This window comes from Vibrio anguillarum (genome assembly GCF_001989995.2).
GTDB lineage: Bacteria > Pseudomonadota > Gammaproteobacteria > Enterobacterales > Vibrionaceae > Vibrio > Vibrio anguillarum.
This window is the reverse complement of sequence record NZ_JAHGUP010000054.1, coordinates 95685-120858: the sequence shown is the minus strand read 5'-3', so window position 1 is coordinate 120858 and position 25174 is coordinate 95685. Positions and strand designations below refer to the sequence as shown.

The 25174-nt window shown below is 45.7% G+C and carries 23 protein-coding genes; 11 read left to right on the top strand and 12 right to left on the bottom strand.

Annotated elements, in window-relative coordinates:
* Positions 1-499, bottom strand: a 499-nt coding sequence (locus PL85_RS13710) for a retention module-containing protein (protein WP_208891588.1), incomplete at its 3' end; no start/stop codon positions are given.
* 432 nt (positions 500-931) lie between these two features.
* On the opposite strand from PL85_RS13710, the gene PL85_RS13705 reads away from it, so the two are divergent.
* The 3 genes from PL85_RS13705 to PL85_RS13695 all read left to right on the top strand — a co-directional run bounded on the left by PL85_RS13705 (position 932) and on the right by PL85_RS13695 (position 3326).
* Positions 932-2242, top strand: coding sequence for a TolC family outer membrane protein (locus PL85_RS13705; RefSeq protein WP_013856940.1), 1311 nt, complete (start codon positions 932-934; stop codon positions 2240-2242).
* Entirely contained in the window at positions 2223-2858 is a 636-nt protein-coding gene (locus PL85_RS13700; RefSeq protein ID WP_017046139.1) for an OmpA family protein, read from the top strand. The genes PL85_RS13705 and PL85_RS13700 overlap by 20 nt, the downstream gene beginning before the upstream one ends.
* A 117-nt stretch (positions 2859-2975) precedes the next feature.
* Positions 2976-3326 (top strand): DUF2750 domain-containing protein, encoded by a 351-nt coding sequence (locus PL85_RS13695; RefSeq protein ID WP_013856942.1) that lies wholly within the window; start codon positions 2976-2978, stop codon positions 3324-3326.
* Positions 3327-3449: 123 nt separating this feature from the next.
* Here the strand turns inward: PL85_RS13695 and queC are convergent, their stop codons facing one another.
* Both queC and queE read right to left on the bottom strand, forming a co-directional pair.
* Positions 3450-4145: a 7-cyano-7-deazaguanine synthase QueC gene (queC, locus tag PL85_RS13690; RefSeq protein ID WP_170899192.1), complete on the bottom strand. Its 696-nt coding sequence runs from the start codon at positions 4143-4145 to the stop codon at positions 3450-3452.
* 10 nt (positions 4146-4155) lie between these two features.
* Complete coding sequence (gene queE / locus PL85_RS13685) at positions 4156-4824, bottom strand: 7-carboxy-7-deazaguanine synthase QueE (protein WP_081265485.1); 669 nt, start codon at positions 4822-4824, stop codon at positions 4156-4158.
* 174 nt (positions 4825-4998) lie between these two features.
* On the opposite strand from queE, the gene yidA reads away from it, so the two are divergent.
* Positions 4999-5817, top strand: coding sequence for a sugar-phosphatase (yidA, locus tag PL85_RS13680; protein ID WP_064625137.1), 819 nt, complete (start codon positions 4999-5001; stop codon positions 5815-5817).
* A gap of 58 nt (positions 5818-5875) precedes the next feature.
* Here the strand turns inward: yidA and PL85_RS13675 are convergent, their stop codons facing one another.
* From PL85_RS13675 to PL85_RS13640, 8 genes are all read right to left on the bottom strand, one after another.
* Entirely contained in the window at positions 5876-7300 is a 1425-nt protein-coding gene (locus tag PL85_RS13675; protein ID WP_064625135.1) for a bifunctional NUDIX hydrolase/phosphatase PAP2 family protein, read from the bottom strand.
* 29 nt (positions 7301-7329) lie between these two features.
* The gene (locus PL85_RS13670) at positions 7330-7812 is read right to left on the bottom strand and encodes a GNAT family N-acetyltransferase (protein WP_017046144.1); all 483 of its coding nucleotides are present in this window, start codon (positions 7810-7812) and stop codon (positions 7330-7332) included.
* Positions 7813-8036: 224 nt separating this feature from the next.
* Positions 8037-9914, bottom strand: a complete 1878-nt coding sequence (locus PL85_RS13665) for a propionyl-CoA synthetase (protein WP_115339752.1) — start codon at positions 9912-9914, stop codon at positions 8037-8039.
* Positions 9915-9941: 27 nt separating this feature from the next.
* Positions 9942-11132: a 2-methylaconitate cis-trans isomerase PrpF gene (gene prpF / locus PL85_RS13660; protein WP_115339751.1), complete on the bottom strand. Its 1191-nt coding sequence runs from the start codon at positions 11130-11132 to the stop codon at positions 9942-9944.
* Positions 11129-13735 (bottom strand): Fe/S-dependent 2-methylisocitrate dehydratase AcnD, encoded by a 2607-nt coding sequence (gene acnD / locus PL85_RS13655; protein ID WP_115339750.1) that lies wholly within the window; start codon positions 13733-13735, stop codon positions 11129-11131. The genes prpF and acnD overlap by 4 nt, the downstream gene beginning before the upstream one ends.
* A 119-nt stretch (positions 13736-13854) precedes the next feature.
* Entirely contained in the window at positions 13855-14982 is a 1128-nt protein-coding gene (gene prpC / locus PL85_RS13650) for a bifunctional 2-methylcitrate synthase/citrate synthase (protein ID WP_115339749.1), read from the bottom strand.
* A 26-nt stretch (positions 14983-15008) separates the two neighbouring features.
* A complete protein-coding gene (gene prpB, locus PL85_RS13645; RefSeq protein ID WP_017046149.1) occupies positions 15009-15905 on the bottom strand; it encodes a methylisocitrate lyase in 897 nt (298 codons plus the stop codon).
* Between the two features lie 113 nt (positions 15906-16018).
* The gene (locus tag PL85_RS13640) at positions 16019-16729 is read right to left on the bottom strand and encodes a GntR family transcriptional regulator (RefSeq protein ID WP_026028009.1); all 711 of its coding nucleotides are present in this window, start codon (positions 16727-16729) and stop codon (positions 16019-16021) included.
* 272 nt (positions 16730-17001) lie between these two features.
* On the opposite strand from PL85_RS13640, the gene PL85_RS13635 reads away from it, so the two are divergent.
* The 7 genes from PL85_RS13635 to PL85_RS13605 all read left to right on the top strand — a co-directional run bounded on the left by PL85_RS13635 (position 17002) and on the right by PL85_RS13605 (position 23972).
* Positions 17002-17832 (top strand): hypothetical protein, encoded by an 831-nt coding sequence (locus PL85_RS13635; protein WP_115339913.1) that lies wholly within the window; start codon positions 17002-17004, stop codon positions 17830-17832.
* Between the two features lie 250 nt (positions 17833-18082).
* On the top strand, positions 18083-19054 hold the full coding sequence (locus PL85_RS13630) for a tripartite tricarboxylate transporter substrate binding protein (RefSeq protein WP_017047673.1): 972 nt from the start codon (positions 18083-18085) through the stop codon (positions 19052-19054).
* 202 nt (positions 19055-19256) lie between these two features.
* Positions 19257-19754: a tripartite tricarboxylate transporter TctB family protein gene (locus tag PL85_RS13625; RefSeq protein WP_174223831.1), complete on the top strand. Its 498-nt coding sequence runs from the start codon at positions 19257-19259 to the stop codon at positions 19752-19754.
* 9 nt (positions 19755-19763) lie between these two features.
* Positions 19764-21290: a tripartite tricarboxylate transporter permease gene (locus tag PL85_RS13620; RefSeq protein WP_064625119.1), complete on the top strand. Its 1527-nt coding sequence runs from the start codon at positions 19764-19766 to the stop codon at positions 21288-21290.
* A gap of 140 nt (positions 21291-21430) precedes the next feature.
* Complete coding sequence (locus PL85_RS13615; protein ID WP_115339747.1) at positions 21431-22132, top strand: response regulator; 702 nt, start codon at positions 21431-21433, stop codon at positions 22130-22132.
* A 27-nt stretch (positions 22133-22159) separates the two neighbouring features.
* Positions 22160-23458, top strand: a complete 1299-nt coding sequence (locus PL85_RS13610) for an ATP-binding protein (protein WP_115339746.1) — start codon at positions 22160-22162, stop codon at positions 23456-23458.
* A gap of 145 nt (positions 23459-23603) precedes the next feature.
* Positions 23604-23972 carry a diacylglycerol kinase gene (locus tag PL85_RS13605; RefSeq protein ID WP_017046154.1) on the top strand — a complete coding sequence of 123 codons (369 nt, stop codon included), beginning with the start codon at positions 23604-23606 and terminating at the stop codon, positions 23970-23972.
* A gap of 104 nt (positions 23973-24076) precedes the next feature.
* Here the strand turns inward: PL85_RS13605 and PL85_RS13600 are convergent, their stop codons facing one another.
* Entirely contained in the window at positions 24077-25168 is a 1092-nt protein-coding gene (locus PL85_RS13600) for an alkene reductase (protein WP_208895732.1), read from the bottom strand.
* Positions 25169-25174: the final 6 nt, after the last annotated feature.

Below are 25174 nucleotides of genomic sequence, written 5' to 3'. Positions count from 1 at the left end.
CGTCGTTCGCACCATTGATGCTCGTCACAATTGACCCTAAAGCACTTTGAGAATAGCTTTCTAATAGCGTTAAACTTTGTGTTTCAGAGAGGCCTAGCGCGGTGAGTGCTGACGTGGAGAATTCTGTTGCGGCTATGGTTTCCGAAGCGTCGCGAGCGATGCTGACTGAACCCGTCGGGCTTGAACCGTTCGATTCACCCGCTGCAGTTGCAAGATCTTCGCCTAGCTGTGTTGGGTCTTGGCCTTGCTCTAATGCTGCGAAAATTTCATTGATGTCATTAGTTATATCTACGTTGCGACCATCGGCGTTAACTCTTGATATTTGTACATCATTATTATTGCCTACATCGTTTGGGGTAGCGTTACTGGCACTGATGATTATTTCACCAGGCAAGGTTTTTTCTCCTGGCTGAAGCACCCGTACATTGCCATTTGCATCCACAACGATCATCTGACCGAAAGTTAATGTTGTACCTAAAGAAAAAGAACCAAGTTCCATATAATGCCTCTAATAACTTCCGAATTCACAACGATGCGACTGTTTACATTCCTACATCTTTGCTACGTAATTTGTCATTTCTAATGGTAATAAATTAGCATTTAACACCTGTAATACAAAGGAAAAACCATTTTTACACCTTCTTATGTGACGTAGGTGGAGACTTAAGTCACACATTTATAGTTTGAATCAATATCACACTAAAGATGTACTTTATTATAAGAACAATCAACAATGTTTAATAAATGTTAATTGATGATTTGGTGTATGATTCTTTGCTAAAATCACGAATGTAATGAATATGTTGCTGTTTACTGATGAGAATTTAATGTTATTTTGTTGCGTTTTTCCATCAAGCGTCTCGATAATGCAACAGCTAATGCCGTACTATTGCGGCTTAAAAGAAGTAGAAGTCCCTAGAGGAGTGCCCAAGTGAATTGGATGAACATGAAAACGTTGAGCTACGCCATCGCACTCAGCTTCCCGATCTCTGTATATAGCCAGACTCTTGAGCAAGCGGTGTCAATAACGCTTGCAACCAATCCAAATATTAAAAGTGCATATAACGAATATGTGAGTAAGCGCTATAATAGCGAAGCCTCTTCTGGTGCTTACCTTCCAAGGATCGATCTCGATGCTGGTATTGGCTACGAAGCGGTTGATTTAGCCTCTGGTACTGAAAATGAACTTACTCGTAAAGAAGCCACCATTACCTTAACCCAACTAATTTGGGATGGTTCTTCGACTTTAAACGATATTGATCGTACTTCGGCTGATGCCGAATCGGTTCGTTTCCAACTCTTAGCTGACGCTCAAGATATCGCATTAGAGGTCACTAAGGTGTATCTCGATGCAACGAAAGCGTTTGAAATACTGACACTTTCTGAAAGCAACCTCTCAGTACATAAGAAAATATATCGTGATATACAAAAGCGTGTGGAATCAGGCATTGGTTCAACCGCTGATCTTTCTCAGGTTGAAGCTCGTTTAGCTAAAGCCCATGGCAATCTTTTAGCTGCACAGAATAATCTGTTTGATATACATACCCAGTTTAAACGGTTGGTAGGTCAACCTCCTCAAGATTTAATTTTCCCTAGAGCAGACCATTCTGCTTTGCCTTTTACCGTTGATGACGCTTTAGAAAAGGCCTACCAAGATCACCCGGTCATCAAAGTAGCGCAAGCCGATGTTGATTCCGCAAAGTTTCAATATAAACAAACTCAGGGAACAAATTACCCAACGTTATCTTTCGAAGCTGCACAAACATGGCGTGATGATGCCGGTGGGATAGAAGGTAGCAGCGATGAATTCTCGGCCATGATTAGGATGCGTTACAACCTGTACAATGGTGGTTCAGATTCTGCGCGCACCGACAGTGCTGCCTACCAAATGAACAAAGCGAAAGATTTAAGAGATCGGACTTATCGTAGTGTTGAAGAGGGGTTGCGTTTATCTTGGAGCGCTCTCGATTTGACATTACAACAAAAAGAATTTTTAGCCGATCATGTTGATTCTGCTTCAGATACGGTTATTGCTTATGAAAAACAATATAAGCTCGGCAAGCGAACACTATTGGATGTGTTGAATACTGAAAATGAGCTTTTCGAAGCAAGAAAAGGTTATCTCGATGCCAAATACGATGAACAGTATGCAAAATACCGTGTTATGAATGCAACTGGGTCATTGTTGAGTTCGTTGAGAGTGGATACACCCAAAGAGTGGCATGATGCGGTGGAGTACTAACATGTTGAAATACTTATGGCCAATGATAGCGAGCTTACTCTTTATCACCTCGACGGCTTCATCTGCTAGAGATGGTTATCCATATATTGATATGCCACTCGCTGATCAAATAGACGATTTACGTGACGATGATTTTGACGGCGTGATTAATGCCAGAGATTTGTGCCCCGAAACACCATTGAAGTCAGAGATCGATAATGATGGTTGTGGCACTTTCATTAAAACCGAAGAGCAACTCCAGCTTAGAATTCTGTTTGCGAATGATTCAGCAATAGTCAACCCTGTGTTTCTAAGTCAAATACGGTCAATGGCCAATTTTCTCAAGCAATACCCTTCAGCTTCGATTGAATTACAAGGTTATGCCAGTAAGGTTGGGAATCCAGGTTATAACTTAGAGTTATCGAAAAACCGAGCTTATAATGTCGAGAAGGCGCTTGTTAGTTACGGCATTAGCCATACTCGTGTCCGTATTGTTGGTTTTGGTGATACTGAACTGACAGAAAATGGTGATGATGATATTAGCCATGCGATGAATAGAAAAGTTGTCGCCACTGTCGTCGGCCACAAAGGTTCGGTGAAAGAAGAGTGGACCATTTTCACCAAACGCGAGCGTTGAAATCGATATTTATCGAGGATTGGGGCGTTTTCGCCCCTTTTTTCTGTCTAAAATTGTAATGAGTTTACTAGCACAAAATGCTATCCTTGCGCGTCATCACCTTATGAGATAAAGATAATGAGCAAATTAACTGCTGACCTTCAAGCAAACTTAGAATTGTTTATTGAACAAACAAAAGAGACCCAACTAGTATGGGGCTTAAAAAATGAAGATGGTTGGCTGGCATGCGACTCGACAGAATTTGAAAGTAGTGAAGTTATGCCCTTTTGGTCAACCAAAGAAGATGCACAAACTCACAACGTTGAAGAGTGGTCTGACTTCGAAGTGTTAGAAATCCCTCTCGATATTTTCGTAGAAGATTGGTTGATTACCCTTGATGAAGATGGTGTATTAATTGGCACCAACTGGAATGCAAGCTTAGAAGGTAAAGAAGTAGAACCTGCAGATTTGGCCAAAATGTACCTTTAGTACCTTGAACTATTTAGTACCTTGAGCTAAATAATGGGTGTTCTATTTGCACGCTATTCCATTCGCAAACACTAGAACACCCGTTTAAATTTCACTTGATCTATACGTTGATTATTAGATACATCATAAAGTTACAGATTGCTTTTGGTGAAGCGCATTCATCACCAACGCTTTGTTTACTAAATAATCGTTTAAACCCGCTTTACGTAGCTCACATGATGGGCAATCGCCACAACCATCACCAATAATACCGTTATAACAAGTCAGTGTTTCGTGTCTTATGAGTTCGAGAGCATCATGTTGATCCGCCAATGCCCAAGTTTCTGCTTTGTTTAGCCACATTAAAGGAGTACGAATGTTGAATGGGCGATCCATCCCTTGCACCAAAGCACTGTTCATCGCTTTAACAAAATCATTTCGGCAATCCGGATAGCCAGAAAAGTCTGTTTCACAAACACCAGTAATCACCTCATCTGCGCCTATTTGATACGCGTAAATACCCGCAAGGGTCAAAAACAGAATGTTACGCCCCGGCACAAACGAGTTCGGTAACCCATTCTCTTGTAACTCATGTGATACTGGAATATCGTCACGAGTGAGTGAACTGATCGCCAACTCATTGAGTAAGCTGACATCCATGACTTTATGTGCAGCTACACCTAACTTTTTCGCTAAGGTGCTGGCAACCTCAATCTCGAGTTTATGGCGTTGGCCATAATCAAAGGTGATGGCGTGCACTTCATCAAACTCTTTTAATGCCTGAACCAAACAGGTTGTTGAATCTTGGCCACCACTAAATACCACAACGGCTTTTTTCATTTTCCTCTCCTCAGGCAATACTTAAATATTTATGCGTTTGAATCGATAAACGCCAGTTCCTCGCAATGCATGTTTCAATGCACAATTGGGTTGCCCGCTCTTTCTGACTTATAGGCTGTAAAGCAATCACTGTTGAATCAGGAACTTGCGCTCGCAGCAATAACGTATCTAGCTGTTCAATATCTTTAGCCGTTGCGACGGGGTGCTTGATCTCATTTGCTCTTAACAGAGCTGAATCGAGTACAGGCAGTTTGCCCTTCATTGCAATTTTTGGTGACACTGTCACCCATGTATTTGCTGAGGTTTGAACCGGGAATGTGCCGCTGGTTTCAATTTGAATGTGACATCCGATTGCCTCAAATGCTTGCGCAAGTGGACGCAGATCATAAATACACGGTTCACCGCCCGTAATTACAATATGTTTAGCATGATAACCCTGTGTTTTATAGAGCGACACCATCTCTTCTGCACTGACTGAGCACCAAGTTGGGCTATCTTGGGTTTTGGCTAGCACATCATTGATTGGGCGTTCATCTTGCGGCGTTGCATCCCACGTCTGCTTTGTATCGCACCAAGCGCATCCCACTGGGCATTCTTGCAAACGAATAAAAACCGCAGGAACGCCGGTATGCACGCCTTCACCTTGAATGGTCTCAAACATTTCATTAATTTTGTACAACGTAAACTCAGCCTAACTCAATATCAAAAAATGCAGGTCGCTGACCTTAATAGATGCCTTGCCTTAGGTCAAACTAAACCCATCACGTGCGTAAAAATTTGACTAAATCAGTGGCGATCACATCTCAACTTGCATAAGCTGCTGGCTTTCTTCTTCACTTAATTTAGGTAAGTCATGTATAAACTCATCGCTTTAGATATGGACGGTACTCTTCTCAATAGCCAAAAACAGATCACAGCCAGAACAAAACAGGCTATAGCCAAAGCTCGTGAAAAAGGCGTAAAAGTGGTGCTGGCGTCTGGACGTCCCATTGATGGCATGCGCGATAAGTTGCAAGAACTGCATTTAAACTCAAATGAGGATTTTGTCCTTTACTACAACGGCTCAATGGTTCAAAACATTGGCAGTGGTGAAATTATTCATCACAAAATTATCGATGGCCGCTCTGCAAAATTAGTCGCTAACCTTGCTAACCAACTTAACGTGAATACGCACGCCTTTAGCCAAGTTCATGGTCTGATCACGCCTAAAATCAGTGAATATACCGAGCTTGAAGCAAGAATCAACGGACTGCCAATCACGGAAATGGATTTTGAACAGCTTGAAGATGATCATCCCATCATCAAAGCAATGATTGTGGCAGAGCCGAGCTTGCTACAAAAAGCCATTGAACAACTTCCTCCGGAACTCTATCAACAGTTTACCATTGTACAAAGTGCACCATTCTTTCTTGAATTCTTAAACACACAGAGTAATAAAGGCGTCGGTGTCAAAGCGATTGCCGAGCACTTGGGGATCGAGGCTAAACACATTATTTGTATGGGAGATGCTGAAAATGATCATCACATGCTGCAATACGCAGGACTTGGAATTGCAATGGCCAATGCGATGGAACAAACTAAGCAGCTAGCCGACTATATTACACTCAGTAATGACAACGATGGTGTAGCAGTTGCTATAGAAAAATTTGTACTCGGTGAGTCTCACGAATAGGCATTAAAGACGCCTCAGTCGAGGCGTCTTTAATCGGGATGTTGACTAAACAACCAGGTTAAGCACGGCATTTTCGCATGAACCATGCAAAGATGAGCATGAGTATTGGCAAGCGGAGCGTCTCAACCATTAAAGAGAAAATACTGCTGTATGAAACGAGCGTGGCACCAAATAACACCACTTGATTGAGTGCTAATAACAAAATGATCAGCAGCCACATTCGTTGAAGAGTGATGTGTAGTGGTTCAGTGCTCTTTGTCATAACTAAAGCCGATGCCGTCAGCAAAATGGCTAACCAAGCGGTGAAACTAGGCAAGGGCCAGATCATAGCCAGCAGTGCAACCGTGATCGTTAAACCCCACCATACCCCACGCGAACCCAGCAGTGTCCTGACGTCGGTATAAGATTGTTCATCTAAACGAACAATATGCCACGCGACCAGAGCGCCCAACAATCCACCTATCACCATATCGCTGATGAAGGCTTCCCCAATATAGAATTTGGCCAACATTAATAGCCCCATCAACACGATAAAACCCACAAACATTCGGTTGAAATCGAGATGATCAAAAGCTCGCAATAGTGATATCCCTACACCAAACCAAACTGCAATCGGTAAACTTGGAAAACCGTACCCGTAACTTTGGCAAAGTTCCAACAATGGTATATAGGCATGAGGTCTTGGTAATGCAAATCCTTGCTGAGCCACCAATGACAATAATGAACTCACGGTAACCACAAAAAATATCTTATAAACAGACTCTTTACCCAGATAACAGGCAATCACTGGAAATAAAACTATCAGCAATAAAGGATCCGTCAATTTGGTGATCCATACTGCGATTTGATAAATCGACGAACTCAGCGTATACGGCCATTCCGCGACCGTATTCTGCAATTTCATCATCCAGCCTAATTCGATTTGGTGAAACCGAGGCGCAGCAGAAACCAGATTCTCTACATAAATCACGGGTTGGCTATCCGCTTCTTGATACATGGTTTTGATCCGATCCCATTGCTCAGGGTAACGATACTGACTTGCATCAATACGATACGGATCGATCAGCATTGCGCTAGCAACCTCGACACCATAATGAGGAGCAAACCAAATAGGCAACTCATGTCCATTACGGCTATTTTTTGACTCAAAAGCAATCACATCGGAATCACTGCGACAGCTGTAAACGACAGCCGTATCCGTATACCCCAACGTGCGCCCTACCGTTACAACAAGGCCCGTTTCTTCCCATGTTTCTCTTTGCGCGGCCAATTCTGGAGATTCACCGGGAGATATCGTCCCTCCTGGCAATGAAATCTGCTTGGTGATCACCTCGTTAACGAGCACGATCTTATGATCGGCTTTAACTAGGCATAGAGCACCACGAATATTATCTGGTAGCGTTACGGGTTGTTGAGCTACACCAACACTTGACCAGAACAACGACAGCAAACAGACACTCAACAATGAAAACTGTTTTAACACATTAAAAATCCATGATTATTATTATCGAATTACTTGCTATCGATTGACTTTCTTAACCAATGTATATGCGATGAAAAACCAGAACGTTGATAAAAAGATTGCGCTCCTTGGTTAAAATCCCACACTTCGACAAATACTTGGGTAATACCGTACTCTTTTAATGTCTGTTCCATTTTTTGAAACAGCTGCTGTGCGATATGCTGCTGACGATATTGTGGCTCAACGTAAAGCTCATCAATACTGCCCATTGGTACCGCTTTGCTCACGCTTGAAATTAACTCGCAAAAGTGACCCGATATAAATCCCACAATTTGACTGTCTATTTTGGCAACGTAAACCAAACATTCCGGATCATCTAAATAACGAGCAATACTTTTTTCTTGTTCAATCTCTTCTGCTGTTTTGAAATGCTCAGGGCAAGCAAGGTGATGCTCATGATGAAGGTCATACATCAACTGATTCAGTTGCGGTAAATCACGATCACAAGCAGGAGTTATGATAACTAACGACATATTTCGCGCTCTGAATGAATAAAGCTTTGGCCGTGATTCTATAAGATAGTGATTAAAAAATATATCTTCATGCGTAGCGTTTTGGGTCGATTGAGCGCTAATCTCGTCTTAGAACTAAGACAGATGAACTAAGAGAAACAAATAAAATGCGGATTGCAAATTGGCAATAAAAACGCCTCATTCATCTGAGGCGCCTCGATTAATCGTCAACTATAGGGTAGCCGCTAGTGATGGAGCGCTTTTTCTAACTCACTCAAGCTCATTGGGTCATCAATTGTTGAAGGGACAGCATACTCTTCGCCATCGGCAATTTTTCGAATGACTCGACGCAGAATTTTACCAGAGCGCGTTTTGGGTAAACGATCAACAATTAACGCATGCTTAAAGCACGCTACCGCACCAATTTCACTGCGCACTTTGTTAACAAGTTCTTGTTCCAAGTCGCGCTCATCCACCTTAACGCCATCTTTAAGCACCACCAACCCTAGCGGCAACTGCCCTTTAAGCTCGTCATACACTCCAACTACAGCACATTCGGCAACCGCAGGATGAGCACCGACGATTTCTTCCATCTCCCCCGTAGATAAACGATGGCCAGCAACGTTAATAACATCATCAATTCGCCCCATGATGAAGAGATAACCCTCTTCATCCAAATAACCACCATCACCAGAAACATAGTAACCGTCAAATTGAGCAAGGTAACCGGACTCAAATCGTTCGTGATCACGCCATACCGTCGCTAAACAACTTGGTGGTAAGGGGCGTTTCAACGCCACAAACCCTTGTTGATTGGCGGGCATCACTTGACCTAGCTCATTGAGAATCTCAACCTGATAGCCGGGAATCGGTTTCGTTGCTGACCCCGCTTTAATTGGCATCGATTCAAGCCCTATCGGATTTCCAGCAATCGCCCAACCGGTTTCGGTTTGCCACCAATGGTCAACTACTGGCTTTTGAGTGTGCTGTTCTACCCATTCAAGTGTCGGCGGGTCAAGACGCTCTCCGGCCATAAAAATAGTGGTTAAAGTGGATAAATCATAATGTTTGAGTAGATCGCCATTGGGATCTTCTTTTTTGATGGCGCGAAAGGCGGTAGGCGCAGAAAAAAGTACGTCCACCTTATACTCTTGGCACACTCGCCAAAATGCAGCCGGATCGGGTGTGCGCACCGGTTTACCTTCATACAAAATAGTGGTGCAACCGTGAATCAACGGCGCATAAACAATGTAAGAGTGACCGACCACCCACCCTACATCGGACGCAGCCCAAAAAACACCTTGTTGAGGCATATTGTAGATGGCTGACATGGAGTACTTCATCGCGACTGCATGACCACCGTTGTCGCGCACCACCCCTTTGGGTTTGCCTGTCGTACCTGATGTGTAAAGAATATAAAGCGGATCGGTCGCCAAAACCGGCACACAATCATGTGGCGGCGCTTCTTTAACGGCTCGATTCCACTCTAGATCTCGCTCATTATTTAAGTCAGCCACATGCTCCGAGCGTTGTAACACCACCACTTTTTCCGGCTTCCATTTGCTGTCTAAAATGGCACGGTCAACTAAGGGTTTGTAGGGTAAAATCTTATTGATTTCGATACCGCAAGATGCCGTCATGATCACTTTCGGTTCAGCATCTTCAATACGCACCGCTAATTCATTGGGTGCAAAACCGCCAAAAACGACAGAGTGAATCGCGCCAAGCCGTGCACAAGCGAGCATCGCCATCACTGCTTCCGGGATCATTGGCATATAAATGATCACCCGATCGCCTTTAGCAACACCTTGCATTGCCAGCATTCCCGCTACTTTCGCTACCTGATCTCGTAATTGTGTATAGCTATATTGACGCTTTCTTCCGGTCACTGGGGAATCATAAATCAGCGCGGTTTGCTCACCTCGCCCCTGTTCACAATGGAAATCTAGCGCCAACCAACAGGTATTGAGTACACCATCGGTAAACCAGCGTTCAATGCCATGCTCATCTTTTTGTAAGATAGTTTGGGGAAACTCAAACCACTCAATCTGCCGAGCTTGAGCCTGCCAAAATGATTCAGGTTCAGATTGAGCCCATTGATATTCCTTTAAATATGCCGACATAACATTTCCCTTAACATGATTTGAGGCTTAACGATGGACTCGCACCCAACCTTCCATTAACACCCGCGCGCTGCGGCTCATACTGGCTTTCTCTATTCCCCAATGACCCTCTCGTAAAACGGCTTTAGCGCCCACTTTCAGCGTACCGGATGGATGACCAAAAGTGACCGATTCTTTTGCTCCACCGCCCGCCAACATATTCACTAACGTTCCAGGGACACTGGCCGCTGAAGCGATGGCCACCGCGGCCGTTCCCATCATCGCATGATGCAGTTTTCCCATAGACAGTGCGCGCACCACAATATCGACATCGTTCGCCGATACCGCTTTACCACTGGATGACAAATAGGATTGCGCTTTTGCTACAAACGCTACTTTAGGCGTATGTTGGCGCAGTTGGGCTTGTTCAATATGCTCAATCAAACCCATTTTCACAGCGCCATAAGCGCGAATCGATTCAAACATCGCCAAGGCATGATCATCATTGTTGATCGCCTCTTGCAGTTCAGTACCTTGATAACCGATGTCGTGTGCATCGATAAAAATCGCCGGAATGCCCGCATTAATGAGCGTTGCATTCAAGGTTCCCATGCCGGGGATTTGCAGTTGGTCGAGCACATTTCCGGTTGGGAACATCACACCGCTATCATCGGCAGGATCGAGAAAATCAACCGCAATTTCGGCGGCGGGAAAAGTCACCCCATCAAGTTCGAAATCGCCATACTCTTGCACTTCACCCTGCTCAATTGGCACATGAATAAGAATGGTTTTGCCAATGTTGGCTTGCCAAACGCGAACCGTCACTACACCGTTATTAGGGATCCGTTCTGGGTCGATAAAACCGCTGTAAATCGCAAATGGCCCTACCGCCGCAGAAAGGTTACCGCAGTTGCCGCTCCAGTCTACAAACGCTTTGTCTATCGAAACTTGGCCGAATAAGTAATCCACATCGTGATCGGCTTGCTCACTTTTGGAGAGAATCACGGCTTTGCTGGTGCTAGAACTTGCGCCGCCCATGCCATCAATTTGTTTGCCATAAGGATCGGGGCTACCAATGACACGCAACAGCAGTTGATCTCGCGCCTCTCCCGCTTGCTGAGCCTCTTTGGGTAAATCTTCAAGCCGAAAAAACACGCCCTTACTGGTGCCGCCGCGCATATACATCGCCGGAATTTTTAATGAGTTACTCACCTGATACTCCTTTATCCTTAGCGTCATTGAGCCAGAAAATCTTGCGCAAAACGCTGCAATACGCCACCAGCCTGATACACACTGACTTCATCAGCCGTGTCTAAACGACAAGTCACCGTAACCTTCTGCTGTTCGCCCTTATTTGCGCCTTGCGTACGAGTGATCACCAAGCTTAAGTCGACGCCTGGCTTAATATCTCCCACCACATCATAAAGCTCAGTACCATCGAGTTGCAGTGTGTGGCGGTCTGTTCCCGTTTTAAATTGCAGTGGCAGAACACCCATCCCGACTAAATTCGTGCGATGGATCCGTTCAAACCCCTCGGCAACAATGGCTTCAACTCCCGCCAAACGTACACCTTTCGCCGCCCAATCACGTGACGAACCTTGCCCATAATCGGCCCCAGCAATAATGATCAATGGCTGCTTACGATCCATATAAGTCTCTATCACTTCCCACATGCGGGTAACCAAGCCTTCAGGTTCAATACGCGCTAACGAACCTTGCTTTACTTTACCCTCCTCTTGCACCATCTCATTGAACAGTTTGGGGTTAGCAAAAGTGGCGCGTTGCGCGGTCAGATGGTCACCACGATGCGTGGCATAGGAGTTAAAATCTTGCTCCGGAACGCCCATTTTGAGCAAATATTCCCCAGCGGCACTGGTCGCTAAAATTGCGTTCGATGGCGATAAATGATCCGTAGTGATGTTGTCACCTAAAATAGCCAAAGGTCGCATGGCTGACAACCGACGTTCACCCGCTAACGCACCTTCCCAATAAGGCGGACGACGGATATAAGTGCTCATGGGGCGCCAATCATAAAGTGGCTTTTGTTTGGCCATGTGCTCATCTAATTTAAACATCTGAATGTAGATTTGTTTGAACTGTTCGGGCTTAACATGGCGCGCCACCACATCATCGATCTCTTCATCGGTTGGCCATAAGTCATTGAGGTAAATCGGCTTGCCTTGCGAATCTATTCCCAACGCGTCTTTTTCAATATCAAAACGAATCGTACCCGCAAGTGCATACGCCACCACCAATGGCGGAGAGGCAAGAAAAGCCTGCTTCGCATAGGGATGGATGCGGCCATCAAAGTTTCGGTTACCTGATAGCACAGCCGTCGTATAGAGATCGCGTTCAATGATTTGCTGCTCAATCCTAGGATCAAGCGCGCCACTCATGCCATTACAGGTAATGCATGCATAAGCGACGATGCCAAAACCGAGCTGTTCTAGCTCAGGCAGCAGACCGGCTTCCTCTAAATAAAGTTTGGCTACTTTTGAGCCCGGTGCAAAAGAGGTTTTGACCCAAGGTTTGCGAACCAAACCCAATTGATTGGCCTTTTTCGCCAGCAACGCGGCGGCCACGACATTGCGCGGATTACTGGTATTGGTGCACGAAGTAATGGCGGCGATGATCACTGCGCCATCAGGTAATTCGCCTTCTTTGGTTTGCCACGCCCCCGCAATACCGCGCTCGGTCAGTTCGCTTGTCGGCAAACGGCGATGAGGATTCGAAGGCCCGGCTAAATTACGCTGTACACTTGAGAGATCAAACTCCAGCACCCGTTCGTATTGCGCTTCAATCAAATCATCGGCCCATAAGCCGGTTTGCTTAGCGTACTGTTCAACCAAGGCTACTTGCTGTGCGTCTCGACCCGTGAGTTTGAGATAGTTGATGGTTTGCTCATCAATATAGAACATGCCTGCGGTTGCACCATATTCAGGTGTCATATTGGAAAGCGTTGCGCGATCGCCAATCGTCAATGCGCGAGCGCCTTCTCCGAAAAACTCCAGATAACAAGACACCACGCGCTGATTTCGCAAGAACTCCGTAATGGCAAGCACAATGTCGGTCGCGGTGATCCCCGCTTGGCGTTGACCGGTTAGTTTAACGCCGACAATATCGGGCAGACGCATCATCGAAGGCCGACCTAACATCACTGTTTCGGCTTCTAACCCACCGACGCCAATCGCCAGCACGCCTAATGAATCGACATGAGGAGTATGGCTGTCAGTACCGACACAAGTATCTGGAAATGCTAAGCCGTTTTTCACTTGGATGACGGGCGACATTTTTTCTAAGTTAATCTGGTGCATGATGCCATTACCCGCCGGAATAACGCTGACATTTTCAAAGGCGGTTTTGCACCATTCGATGAAGTGAAAGCGATCTTCATTGCGGCGATCTTCAATCGCACGGTTTTTTTCAAACGCGTCAGCTTCGAAGCCAGCATGTTCAACCGCGAGTGAGTGATCGACAATCAGTTGCGTTTCCACCACAGGGTTTACTTTGGATGGATCACCGCCTTGCTGAGCGATCGCGTCTCTTAACCCCGCCAAGTCCACTAAAGCGGTTTGTCCTAAAATGTCGTGGCACACCACACGCGCCGGATACCACGGGAAGTCGAGATCGCGCTTACGCTCAATCAGCTGTTTCAGCGAATCAACCAATGTGTGCGGCTCACAGCGGCGGACTAAGTTTTCCGCCAGTATTCGTGAGGTATAAGGCAGCCGATCATACGCTCCGGCTTGGATATCATTGACCGCTTGTCGTGCATCAAAATACTCCAGCGCGGTCGCTGGTAATACTTTTTTGTATTGGCTGTTGATCGTTTGATGACTCATCAATTCCACCCATAAAACTGTCTATTCGAAACATTGTCTATTCAAAACATCGTCTAGCGAGCTAGGTTTTACCTGCCATCAAACCATACACCAAAGGAGCATGGCTTGATTTCATCCCATTAACGCTGCTCTATTGGTATCCACTCTTGATGTTCAGGACCGTCATAATCGGCACTTGGGCGAATAATTCGGTTATTAGCGCGCTGCTCAAACACATGAGCGGCCCAGCCGGTTAATCGACTCATCACAAAAATAGGGGTAAATAATGGCGTAGGAATACCCATAAAATGGTAGGCCGAAGCGTGGAAGAAATCCGCATTACAAAATAGGCCTTTCTCACGTTTCATCACCGCTTCAACACGTTCTGATACCGCGTACAAATGCGTATCACCCACCGCTTCAGATAACGCTTTTGACCAACGTTTGATCAATGCGTTACGCGGGTCACTTTCACGATAAATAGCATGACCAAAGCCCATAATTTTGTCTTTATTAGCCAACATTTGCAGAATATTGGCCTCAGCTTCGTCCGGTGTTTGCCAGCGTTCGATCATCGCCATCGCCGCTTCATTGGCTCCACCATGCAACGGGCCACGCAGTGTGCCAATCGCCCCGGTTACGCAAGAGTGAATATCTGACAGCGTAGAAGCACAAACGCGCGCGGAAAACGTTGATGCATTAAACTCATGCTCTGCGTACAGAATCAATGAGCAATGCATCACCTGCTTATGCAGCTCGCTCGGTGCTTTTCCTGTCAGCATTTTTAAGAAGTAGCCACCAATGCATGCTTCGCTTTGATCTTCAGTCTCAATCCGGATGCCTTGGTGGCTGAAACGATACCAATAACAGATAATAGCGGGGAAAAGTGCCAACATCCGTTCGGTCGCACTCAACTGCTCAGCAAAACTGTGCTCAGTTTCAAGGTTGCCTAAAACTGAACAGCCAGTGCGCATTACGTCCATTGGATGTGTACTGGCTGGCAGCAGCTCTAGCGCGGCTTTTAACGGCTGCGGTAAACCTCGTAATCCCATTAAGCGGGTTTTGTACTGGTCAAGTTCACTTTGATTAGGTAAATGGCCAATCAATAACAGATGAGCGACCTCTTCAAACTGTGCATGGTTGGCAAGATCGGTGATGTCATAACCTCGATAAGTTAGACCCGTCCCAGTTTTTCCGACAGTACATAAAGCGGTGACTCCCGCGCTTTGACCGCGCAGACCTGCGCCGCCCAGTGGTGCGTTTGACATGTTGAACTCCTTTTCCTTTGTTTTTATTATTCCTTTGATGAAAAAAGCTCGTCGAGCTTATCTTCGTAATCGTGGTAATTGAGATAGTCATACAGCTCGCTACGGGTTTGCATGCTATCGAGCAAAGCTTGTTGGTTGCCCTGCTCTAATAAATGGCGATAGACATTCTCAGCCGCTTTATTCATCGCACGAAACGCACTCAATGGGTAAAGCACCATATCCACTTTCACTTGAGCAAGTTCTGCACATGGGTAGAGCGGCGTCTGACCAAACTCAGTAATGTTGGCTAAAATCGGCACTGATTTACCACAAGCTGCGCTTAGCGCGGTGGAGAAACGATCGTACTGCTCAAGAGTGGTCATCGCTTCGGGGAAAATCATATCGGCTCCGGCCTGCACGCAAGCAATGGCACGTTCAATGGCGCTATCAATTCCTTCCACCGCTAACGCATCGGTACGCGCCATGATCACAAACTCTGGGTTCACTCGTGCATCTACCGCGGCTTTTACGCGGTCAACCATCTCTTGCTGGCTGACGATCGCTTTATTAGGGCGATGCCCGCAGCGTTTCTGCGCAACTTGATCTTCCATATGCACGGCAGCAGCGCCCGCTTTCTCCATCGCTTTGATAGTGCGAGCAATGCTAAATGCGCCGCCAAAACCGGTATCAATATCCACCAACAAAGGCAAATCACACGCATTGGTGATGCGCTCAACATCCACCAGCACATCATTTAATGTGGTGATACCTAAATCGGGCAAACCATACGAAGCGTTAGCGATGCCACCACCCGACAGATAAATGGCTTGGTGGCCTAAACGTTTGGCCATCATTGCGCAATAGGGATTGATCGTGCCGACAATCTGCAGTGGATCATTTTGTTGAACAGCGAGTCTAAATTTCGCCCCCTGACTTAAGCTCATGAGATTCTCCTAATCAGTCGCTTGGTTATCGCCCTTATTCAAGGCCGCTCTATGCGTGGTTCTTGGTTTGCTTCATTGCAGGCATGATTATTTTCTGCCCACCGCCCTGTGGCTTACTCTTTTACTATCTGCTGTTCAATCAAGATTCGACTGCCCGAAATATGGCGTCGCATCAACATCTCAGCCAGTTCTTCATCGCCGTTTTTGATCGCTTGTAGAATGTATTTGTGCTCATCCAACGCCTCCTTCGGGCGTGAATGTGAGCGTGGCGATTGATAACGATACATGCGCAGTAAGTGATAGAGCTCATCACACAATAAAGTCACTAATTTATGATTACGGCTGGCTTTGATGATGCGGTAATGAAAGTCAAAATCACCGTGTTGATGAAAATAGGAAGCCCCTTCGACTTGCTCAATATGATTCGAATGTGTCGACAATAATGCCTCTAGCCCTTGTAATTCAGAGGGCGAAATGTTGCGCGCCGCTAACCTTGCCGCCATACCCTCTAACGCTTCGCGTACTGCATAAAGCTCCACCAACTTACCGGGTGACAACTCAATAACTCGCGCGCCCACATGTGAAACACGTTCGATCAACCCCAAGCCTTCCACACGCATTATCGCTTCACGCAGTGGCCCACGGCTGACTTGAAAACGTTTGGCGAGTTCGGGTTCTGAAATCTTGCTGCCCGGTGCTATACGCCCCTCAACAATCGCCTCAATCAGATACTCCGTAAGGTTTTCCGATTTGGTGTTCTCTTTTTCTCGTTCAACAGCGTGTGATTTTGTATCAGTACTGTTTAGTGTTAGTGCACTATTCATCTTGTTATCGCTCACAGGTTGGATTCATGCTGAGACGCAAAGCACTCACACACTCATATGTGTTAACAATCATTAAAACTTATTGTTAAAATAGACCATAAAACCATCGATAATCAATAAAATTGTCGACACATTAGACTAATGTATAAGAAACTTAATGATTAAATTTGAACCAGAAGAAGATAAAACTCTGTGAGCTTGAAAAGAGAAAAGTGTCGATTTCGCAGATAGAATAAGCAGTGCAACCCATTACCGATGACCGGCCGTCACTTATGAATCTTTACAAGAGAATCACGCACTCTCCTTTTGGTTACGCTCTCGCCTGCTCGTTGCTCTTATCTGGATGCATTGCCTACAACAGTAAACCGAAAAATCCGCGCAGCTACCCACTACTGAGTGAGGCGATCTATTCTGAAGATGATCTTTCATTAGCAGACAACCCAAATATTATTCGCACGGCAATAGAGCAGAATCAATCGGTTACGATCAATGACCTCAACGCGCTAACAAGCCAGTTACCTATTGTTTTTCCTGAATTAAATTTACACCTTGCGCAAGAACACTCATTTGATGCTCGCTTATTTCAAAGCGCAGCACAGCAACTTGTTGCTCAATTTGCTTGTGAATTGTACAGCAGCCAGCAAATGCCCGATTCGGTTCAAATGTGTGCAAACGATGGCCGTGTAACACCGAACAACTTAGGTTATTTGCCTTTCCAGCAAGGCAAGTATTCGGGTGAGCGCTTAACGGTTCATCGACATTCTCAACCGCAAGGTTCTCAATCGCAAAGTGTAGCGGTTGATCTCTATCTTAAAAGCACATCGGAGCGACCACTGAGTTCAATATGGGGCTCGACGCATACTTTAGGGCGGTTCCATGGTTCGCACTTTTCATCGGACAGTGTGGTACTCACCGTCTACTTCGAAGGGCATGTGTTAGATGAGCGCCATCAATGGCAAGCCCAATATCCCGAACCTTTGATCTTTTTCTTACTGCTGCCCAGTATCACGACCTTACTTCAACAAGGTAATGACGCCTCAGCTGCGCAATTTGCAATGAATAACACCCGATTACTGCTAGTAGATAGTGAGACAAGACGCTAGCGAAGACTCGTTACACAACGCAGCAAAATAACGCCGTGAACTTTATGAACAAAAACGTTTTTATGCCCTATATTGTTTTTATCTACGCATTAGAGACAAACCTGTAACAGGTTATTAACTTAACGTATCTGCATTAGATCATTGATGCAGTCATGATAACAACGATAAGCACCCTATCTCCGCCTGTAGCATTCAGTCACAAACGCTCCAAGGTAAAGATGAAGATGCGCCCTACATAAGGAACGTGAATATGTTTAAGCAGTTCAAACCAACCCTCACTGCATCCATTCTGGCTGCAACCTTTTCTATTAGCAGCTTCGCCGCTGATATTGAGAAACTTCACATTTTAGTACCCGGTGGCGCGGGTGGTGGTTGGGACATGACGGCTCGTGGTACAGGTGATGTACTGATGAAAACCGACATTGTCGGCAATGTGTCTTACCAAAACTTATCCGGTGGTGGTGGTGGTAAAGCGATTGCACACCTAATTGAAACCGCAGACCGCCAAGAAGATACCTTGATGGTCAACTCTACACCGATTGTTGTTCGTTCTTTATCCGGTGTTTTTCCACAATCCTTCCGCGATTTAACACCGATTGCCGCCACCGTTTCTGATTATGGCGCTATCGTTGCTGCGGGCGATTCAAAATACAAAACGTGGGAAGATGCGGTTGCCGATTTCAAAGACAACCCGCGTAAAGTGAAAGTCGCTGGCGGTTCTGCTCGTGGCAGTATGGATCACTTAGTCGCCGCAGCCGCTTTCAAAGGGCAAGGGTTGGATCCAAAAGAAGTTCGCTACATCGCCTATGACGCGGGTGGCAAAGCCATGGCGGCACTACTTTCTGGTGAAACACAACTGCTTTCAACAGGCTTAGGTGAAGTGCTTGAAATGTCCAAGTCTGGCCAAGTGAAAATTTTGGCGATCACCGCCCCTAAACGTTTGGAATCTGCCCCGAATATTCCAACATTAACTGACTATGGCAACCCAACAGTCTTTGCTAACTGGCGCGGCTTCTTCGCAGCCCCTGGGATCAGCCAAGAGAAGATTGATCAGTGGAACGCAGCATTAGCGAAAATGTACACCACCGATGAATGGAAAATCGTCCGCGACCGTAATGGTTGGATCGATAACTATCAAGCGGATAAAGAGTTTTACGCCTTCTTAGAAGCCCAAGAGAAAGAGATGGGTGATCTGATGCGTGAGCTCGGTTTCCTGAAGTAAGGTCGCTAAGGGGACAGTTCCTTGCCTTGTCCCCGCTAGCAACACTTTTGCCGTGTGCAGTTATGCTCAATACTCCTTTGTTTATCAGGCAAATATGAATAGGAAAACCTCCATACACCTATCCCTTTGCCCTTAGTTAATCAATTCATTAACTCGCTGCTACACGGCTCTTTTCTCCCCTATTTTTACCATGGAGTTGGATATGTCGGATCTGCCAACCAAATTTTTCAGCAAAGAATATTTACTGTGCCGCGATCGCGTTGGCGCGTTGATCTTCCTTGTTCTTAGCCTTTGCTACGGCTATCAAACGACTCAAATACCGATGTTTCCCGGTGATGAATATGAACCGTTTAACGCCCAAACCTTGCCGACTCTGCTGACTTACGCTGGAATTGGCCTCTCTTTGTTGATGCTGGTGTTAGGGCAGCCCGATAAACAAAGCGGCGCGGTATTGCACTTCAACTGGAAATTGTTGATTGGTTTTTTAGTGTTGATGGCGCTGTACGGACTTGGTCTAACCTATTTAGGCTTCGTACTGGCCACCAGTTTATTTCTACTCGCTGGCTTTTATATTTTGGGTGAAAGACGCAAATCAGTGTTATTTGGTGCTTCTTTTCCCTTTGTCATCGCGTTTTATCTGCTGCTTACTCAAGGTTTGGACATCTACCTTGAGCCCGGCGTTATTTTCACACTCTGGTAGGAACTGATTATGTTAGATGGAATTTTACAAGGGCTTTCTACCGCCATGATGCCAATGAACATCTTCATGGTGATTGTGGGCTGTTTCGTTGGTACTTTTATCGGCATGTTGCCCGGGCTTGGCCCGATTTCGGCCATCGCGTTGATGATCCCGATCACCTATGGCCTTGAACCATCTTCAGGTTTGATTTTAATGGCCGGCGTTTATTACGGCGCTATTTTTGGCGGCTCCACTTCCTCCATTTTGATTAATGCTCCCGGATGCTCGGCAACCGTGGTCACCGCGTTTGATGGCTACCCCATGGCGCAAAAAGGCCAAGCTGGTAAAGCGTTAGCCATCGCCGCTTACGCCTCTTTTACCGGCGGAACCTTGTCAGCGATTATGCTCTTGGTCGCAGCGCCTGCACTGGCCAGCGTGTCACTGAGTTTTCAATCCTCTGACTATTTTGCGTTGATGCTACTCGGTCTATCGGCGGTCGCCGCCTTTGCTGGAAAAGGGCAAGTCCTTAAAGCATGGATGATGGTTGTTCTTGGCTTGATGCTCTCTACCGTTGGTATTGATAAAGGCGTAGGTGTGGAACGTTTTACCTTTGGCTTAACTGATTTAATGGACGGTTTTAGCTTCCTCTTGCTGGCGATGGCGACATTCGCTTTAGGCGAGACATTAATGGGTATTTTAAAACCAGAAAACGACACGCGTACAGATGAACAGAATAAAATCAGCAACTTGGGCAGTATGAAAATCACCAAGGCAGAATTTAAAGAAGCGGCTCCCGTTTCAATTCGTGCTTCCATTTTAGGTTTTTTCACTGGCGTGTTGCCCGGCGCTGGCGCAACCATCGCCGCATTTTTGAGTTATGGTATGGAGCGCAGCTTAGCGCCCAAAGATAAAAAAGAAGAGTTCGGTAAAGGGTCTTTGCGTGGGCTTGTTGCACCAGAGTCTGCCAATAACGCCGCCTCTAGCGGATCTTTTGTTCCGCTGTTGACACTCGGCATTCCCGGCTCTGGCACCACAGCGATCATGCTTGGAGCCCTGCTCTCTTACGGCATTCAACCTGGCCCTCGTTTATTTGTTGATCATCCTGATGTCTTTTGGTCTGTTATCATCTCAATGTATCTCGGTAATATTGTACTGATCATCCTTAACTTACCGCTTATTCCTTATATTTCAAGGCTATTGGCGGTACCAAGAACCGTATTGCTGCCGATGATTTTGTTCTTCTCAATCACCGGTGTTTATTTGGTTTCGTTTAACACAATGGATGTTTACGTGATGCTGCTTGTCGCGATGGGAGCGATTGCTCTACGGTTAGCCAACTTCCCACTGGCACCACTGCTGCTTGGCTTTATTTTGGGTGGATTAATGGAAGAGAACCTTCGCCGCGCGTTGATGATCAGCGATGGGGAGTTAAGCTTCTTGTGGGAACGTCCGATCACTTTCGTGTTTACCGTGCTTGCAGTCGTAATGTTGACTAGCCCACTTGTGGTGATGCTGGCGAACAAACTTCGCTCTTCACCGACCAAAGCAGTTGAATAACAAGAGATTGTATCAATAGATACTCATCCAACCATACAAAGACCTAGCGAAAATGCTGGGTCTTTGCTTTACTATGCACTTCAAATTTTTTCAATGTCAGCGATTGTCATGTCGTTCATCGTACCTATCTAGGAGTCTCCATGACGGATAGACACTCTTTAATCATCGTTGAAGATGATCTAAAACTCAGAGAAATGTTAACAGAATACTTTGAAAGTCAAGATATTAGCGTCATTGCCCTTGCTGAAGGTGCCAAAGCGAGCGCGGTCATTTTAGAGCAACAACCAGATATCGTGTTACTGGATTTAATGCTACCCGGTGAAGATGGGCTGACAATTTGTAGACAGATCCGTCCTATGTACAACGGTAAGATATTGATGCTGACCGCCAGTGATGACGATTTTGATCACGTTGCAGCACTGGAAATTGGTGCCGATGATTTTGTGACAAAGCCGATTAAACCACGCGTCTTGCTTGCAAGAATGCGTATGCTACTGCGCAGAGTCGACAACGAGCCAATTCAAACCGCGAAAAACGTGCTTGAATTTGGGGCCTTGTCTCTCAATCAATCTCGACATCTGTGTGAAATGAATGGTGAGGCCGTAGCGATGACCGACAGCGAATTCGACTTGCTGTGGCTACTGGCATCAACACCAGATCAAGTCCTATCACGGGATGTATTAACCAAAGCGTTACGCGGGATTGAATACGATGGGCTTGATAGAACCGTCGATAACAAGATTGTCATTTTGCGTAAAAAACTCGGTGATGATTCTTCCACACCGAAACGCATTATTACGGTCCGAGGGAAAGGATACCTTTTTGTACCAGACACGTGGTAATGACCACGTATTTTAGAAGAAACCTGTATGCGTCGTATCTACGTTGAATCTTTTGTTGGTTTATTGCTCTTTTTTTTAGCGACACTCATTACCATTGAACTGGTCGTTTACCAGCTTGGTACTGACTACGATTATGTACTTGAAGATTATCAAGCTGAAGCATTTCATGACTTGGTCACTCGTATTTATCAGCATGAAGGTGAAGACAGCACCTTAAATGTACTAAAAGAATATGCCGATAAAACACGACAACTGATAGAGACGCATACTGAAAAGACCTTACCCTCAGATGTGCGAGCGTTTTTCTTTACCACCCCCAATGCCTACACCTACTACGATAATGACCGTTTTTTATGGCTGCGCCTGACGTCCACCTCACCAATTTACAGCTTTAAACCCGATGAAGAATCACCACTGAGGCAAGCCATTTTCTTCGCAGATAATCTCTCACTTTTGCTGCTTGTCGTCGGCTTTGCGCTGTACTGTGTGTTGCTGATCTGGTTCATCAGTCGGCGAGTGCGTGAATTGGAAAAAGTGACCTTAGCCTTTGCCGCTGGTGATCTGACCGCTCGCGCCTCCATCAAAAGCGGCGATAAAGTCGGCTCTTTAAACAAAAGCTTTAACTACATGGCAAGCAAAATTTCCGCCTTGGTGCTCAGCAATAAAGCGCTGAGTAATGCCGTGGCTCATGAGTTACGCACCCCTATCTTTCGGATCCAATGGCAAGCAGAAATGTTGGCCGATGAATCTCTGACACCAAAACAAGCGGTGAAAGTCGCCAGTATCATCGAAGATACCGAAGAGATGGAAACGATGGTCGATGAACTTCTTTACTACGCGAAAGTTGAAAGGCCAGAAAACGAACTCAATATGCAGACAATTCAGCTCAATTACTGGCTCGAACCGATACTAGGTAAATGGCGTAGCAACAGCGTAGTCGAGATCCAGTTGCTGCCATTAGCACAAGTCGCCACTTTACAAGTCGATCCATACCTTCTCAAAAGAGCTCTGGATAATTTATTGGGTAATGCTCAGAAATACGCCAAAAGCAAAATAGCCGTTGAAACCTCCGTGATCAACGCAGGTCAAGCAGTGCAAATTGATATCCATGATGATGGAGAAGGGATTGACCCGCAGCACTGGCCATTCATTTTTGATGCTTTTTACAGCGCGGATCTCTCACGTGGAGAGCGACAATCAGGCTTCGGGTTAGGCTTGGCCATCGTCAAACAGATCGTTTTACGCCACAACGGCCAAGTATCGGTGGCTAAAAGTGTGTTCGGAGGCGCTTGCTTTACTCTTGTACTACCCGTGGTGGGCGTTTAATATCGGGCCACTTAAGAGAATCAGTGAACTGACGTCATTGATTCTCTTTTTTAACATGAGGGTGCGGGGCGAAGGCTATTTTACGTCTACACGTAATTCACTCATGCCCATTGTCATAGTTATTCATTATTAGGTTGTTCATTTTATGAAACCAGGTCGTACGGGTATAAAGCGTCTGTTTTATGCCACAGGTTATTCAATACAAGGGCTGAAAGCCGCGTGGCTAAACGAAGCCGCTATTCGACAAGAAACTGTCACTTCAATTTTGTTGATTACCATTACTTTCTTTTTGCCTGTCACTAAAATTGAGCAAATCATGATGATTGGTTGCTTAGTCTTAGTTGTGATTGTGGAGTTGATGAATTCCGCTGTGGAAGCCGTGGTTGACCGCGTCGGTAGCGAATGGCACGAACTCAGTGGCCGCGCCAAAGACATCGGTTCAGCTGCCGTACTGATCGCGTTGATATTTTCAGCATTCACATGGATGTTTATTCTGTGGCCTTATTACTTTTAGCGTATCATTTTGGTGCGCGTTAATGGCTCATTGTTTTATAACGGCCAACCAGTTGTAAAAAAGCCAGCAGAATCATAAAACAAACGACTGCTGGCTATGTCGATTTAGGAATGGTTTGGATAATCTGTATATCCCTTAGTACCTCCACCAAATAAGCAACTTGGATCAAATGCCGATAATGTACGGTTCATTTTCAAACGCTCGACTAAGTCTGGATTCGCAATAAAGGGACGCCCAAATGCGACTAAGTCGGCGTAGCCATTTTCCAAGATTTGGTTTGCTCGCTCAACGTCATATCGGCCTGCAACAATAATGGTATTGGTGAACAGCTCACGTAAATGTTGGCGAAAATCTTCAGGGATTTGTGGAGCATCATCCCAATCAGCTTCTGACAAATGCAGATACGCAATACCGAGTTTCTGTAATTGCTCCGCCGCTTGTAAAATCGTTGGGACGATATCTGGGCAGTTCATATCTTTAAATGTGATGTAAGGCGCCAAGCGAACTCCAACTTTGTCAGCACCAACCTTATCAATGATTGCACTCACAACTTCCATAAGAAAACGTAAGCGGTTTTCTCTACTGCCACCATATTGATCAGTGCGATGATTCGAATTGGTTCGCAAAAACTGATCGATCAAATAGCCATTACCACCATGAATTTCGACGCCATCAAAGCCAGCCGCAATCGCATTGTGTGCAGCATTAGCAAAATCGCGTACCACTTGGTTAATCTCTTGCAATGTCATTGCTCTTGGTTCAACGCATTCCATCATCTCACCGGCACTCCCAGGCTGTGCAATCCAGACTTTGGTATCGACTGGAGCAATAGCTGAAGGAGCCATCGGCTTTTGACCTTGTTGAAAAACAGGATGCGATACTCGCCCTACATGCCATAGCTGATTCATTATTTTTCCTCCGCGGTCATGCACGGCTTGAGTGACCTGCTGCCAACCCACAATTTGTTCTGGCGTGTATATGCCAGGAGTAAATGAGTATCCTTGGCTATCGTCTGATATTTGTGTTGCTTCAGTAATAATCAGACCAGCACTCGCTCGCTGAGCATAATATTGCGCCATGATGTCGTTGGGAACATTACCCGGTTGACTTGTCCGAGCACGCGTCATCGGGGCCATTACCAGCCGGTTATTCAAAGAAAGTGGACCGATTTGTATCGGGGAAAATAAGCTACTCATCATTCA

Coding starts and splice junctions, on each gene's coding strand:
- PL85_RS13700 (WP_017046139.1), top strand. CDS start 2,223: ATGATGCGGTGGAGTACTAACATGTTGAAATACTTATGGCCAATGATA.
- PL85_RS13695 (WP_013856942.1), top strand. CDS start 2,976: ATGAGCAAATTAACTGCTGACCTTCAAGCAAACTTAGAATTGTTTATT.
- queC (WP_170899192.1), bottom strand. CDS start 4,145: ATGAAAAAAGCCGTTGTGGTATTTAGTGGTGGCCAAGATTCAACAACC.
- yidA (WP_064625137.1), top strand. CDS start 4,999: ATGTATAAACTCATCGCTTTAGATATGGACGGTACTCTTCTCAATAGC.
- PL85_RS13670 (WP_017046144.1), bottom strand. CDS start 7,812: ATGTCGTTAGTTATCATAACTCCTGCTTGTGATCGTGATTTACCGCAA.
- PL85_RS13665 (WP_115339752.1), bottom strand. CDS start 9,914: ATGTCGGCATATTTAAAGGAATATCAATGGGCTCAATCTGAACCTGAA.
- prpF (WP_115339751.1), bottom strand. CDS start 11,132: ATGACGCTAAGGATAAAGGAGTATCAGGTGAGTAACTCATTAAAAATT.
- acnD (WP_115339750.1), bottom strand. CDS start 13,735: ATGAGTCATCAAACGATCAACAGCCAATACAAAAAAGTATTACCAGCG.
- prpC (WP_115339749.1), bottom strand. CDS start 14,982: ATGTCAAACGCACCACTGGGCGGCGCAGGTCTGCGCGGTCAAAGCGCG.
- prpB (WP_017046149.1), bottom strand. CDS start 15,905: ATGAGCTTAAGTCAGGGGGCGAAATTTAGACTCGCTGTTCAACAAAAT.
- PL85_RS13640 (WP_026028009.1), bottom strand. CDS start 16,729: ATGAATAGTGCACTAACACTAAACAGTACTGATACAAAATCACACGCT.
- PL85_RS13635 (WP_115339913.1), top strand. CDS start 17,002: ATGAATCTTTACAAGAGAATCACGCACTCTCCTTTTGGTTACGCTCTC.
- PL85_RS13630 (WP_017047673.1), top strand. CDS start 18,083: ATGTTTAAGCAGTTCAAACCAACCCTCACTGCATCCATTCTGGCTGCA.
- PL85_RS13625 (WP_174223831.1), top strand. CDS start 19,257: ATGTCGGATCTGCCAACCAAATTTTTCAGCAAAGAATATTTACTGTGC.
- PL85_RS13620 (WP_064625119.1), top strand. CDS start 19,764: ATGTTAGATGGAATTTTACAAGGGCTTTCTACCGCCATGATGCCAATG.
- PL85_RS13615 (WP_115339747.1), top strand. CDS start 21,431: ATGACGGATAGACACTCTTTAATCATCGTTGAAGATGATCTAAAACTC.
- PL85_RS13610 (WP_115339746.1), top strand. CDS start 22,160: ATGCGTCGTATCTACGTTGAATCTTTTGTTGGTTTATTGCTCTTTTTT.
- PL85_RS13605 (WP_017046154.1), top strand. CDS start 23,604: ATGAAACCAGGTCGTACGGGTATAAAGCGTCTGTTTTATGCCACAGGT.
- PL85_RS13600 (WP_208895732.1), bottom strand. CDS start 25,168: ATGAGTAGCTTATTTTCCCCGATACAAATCGGTCCACTTTCTTTGAAT.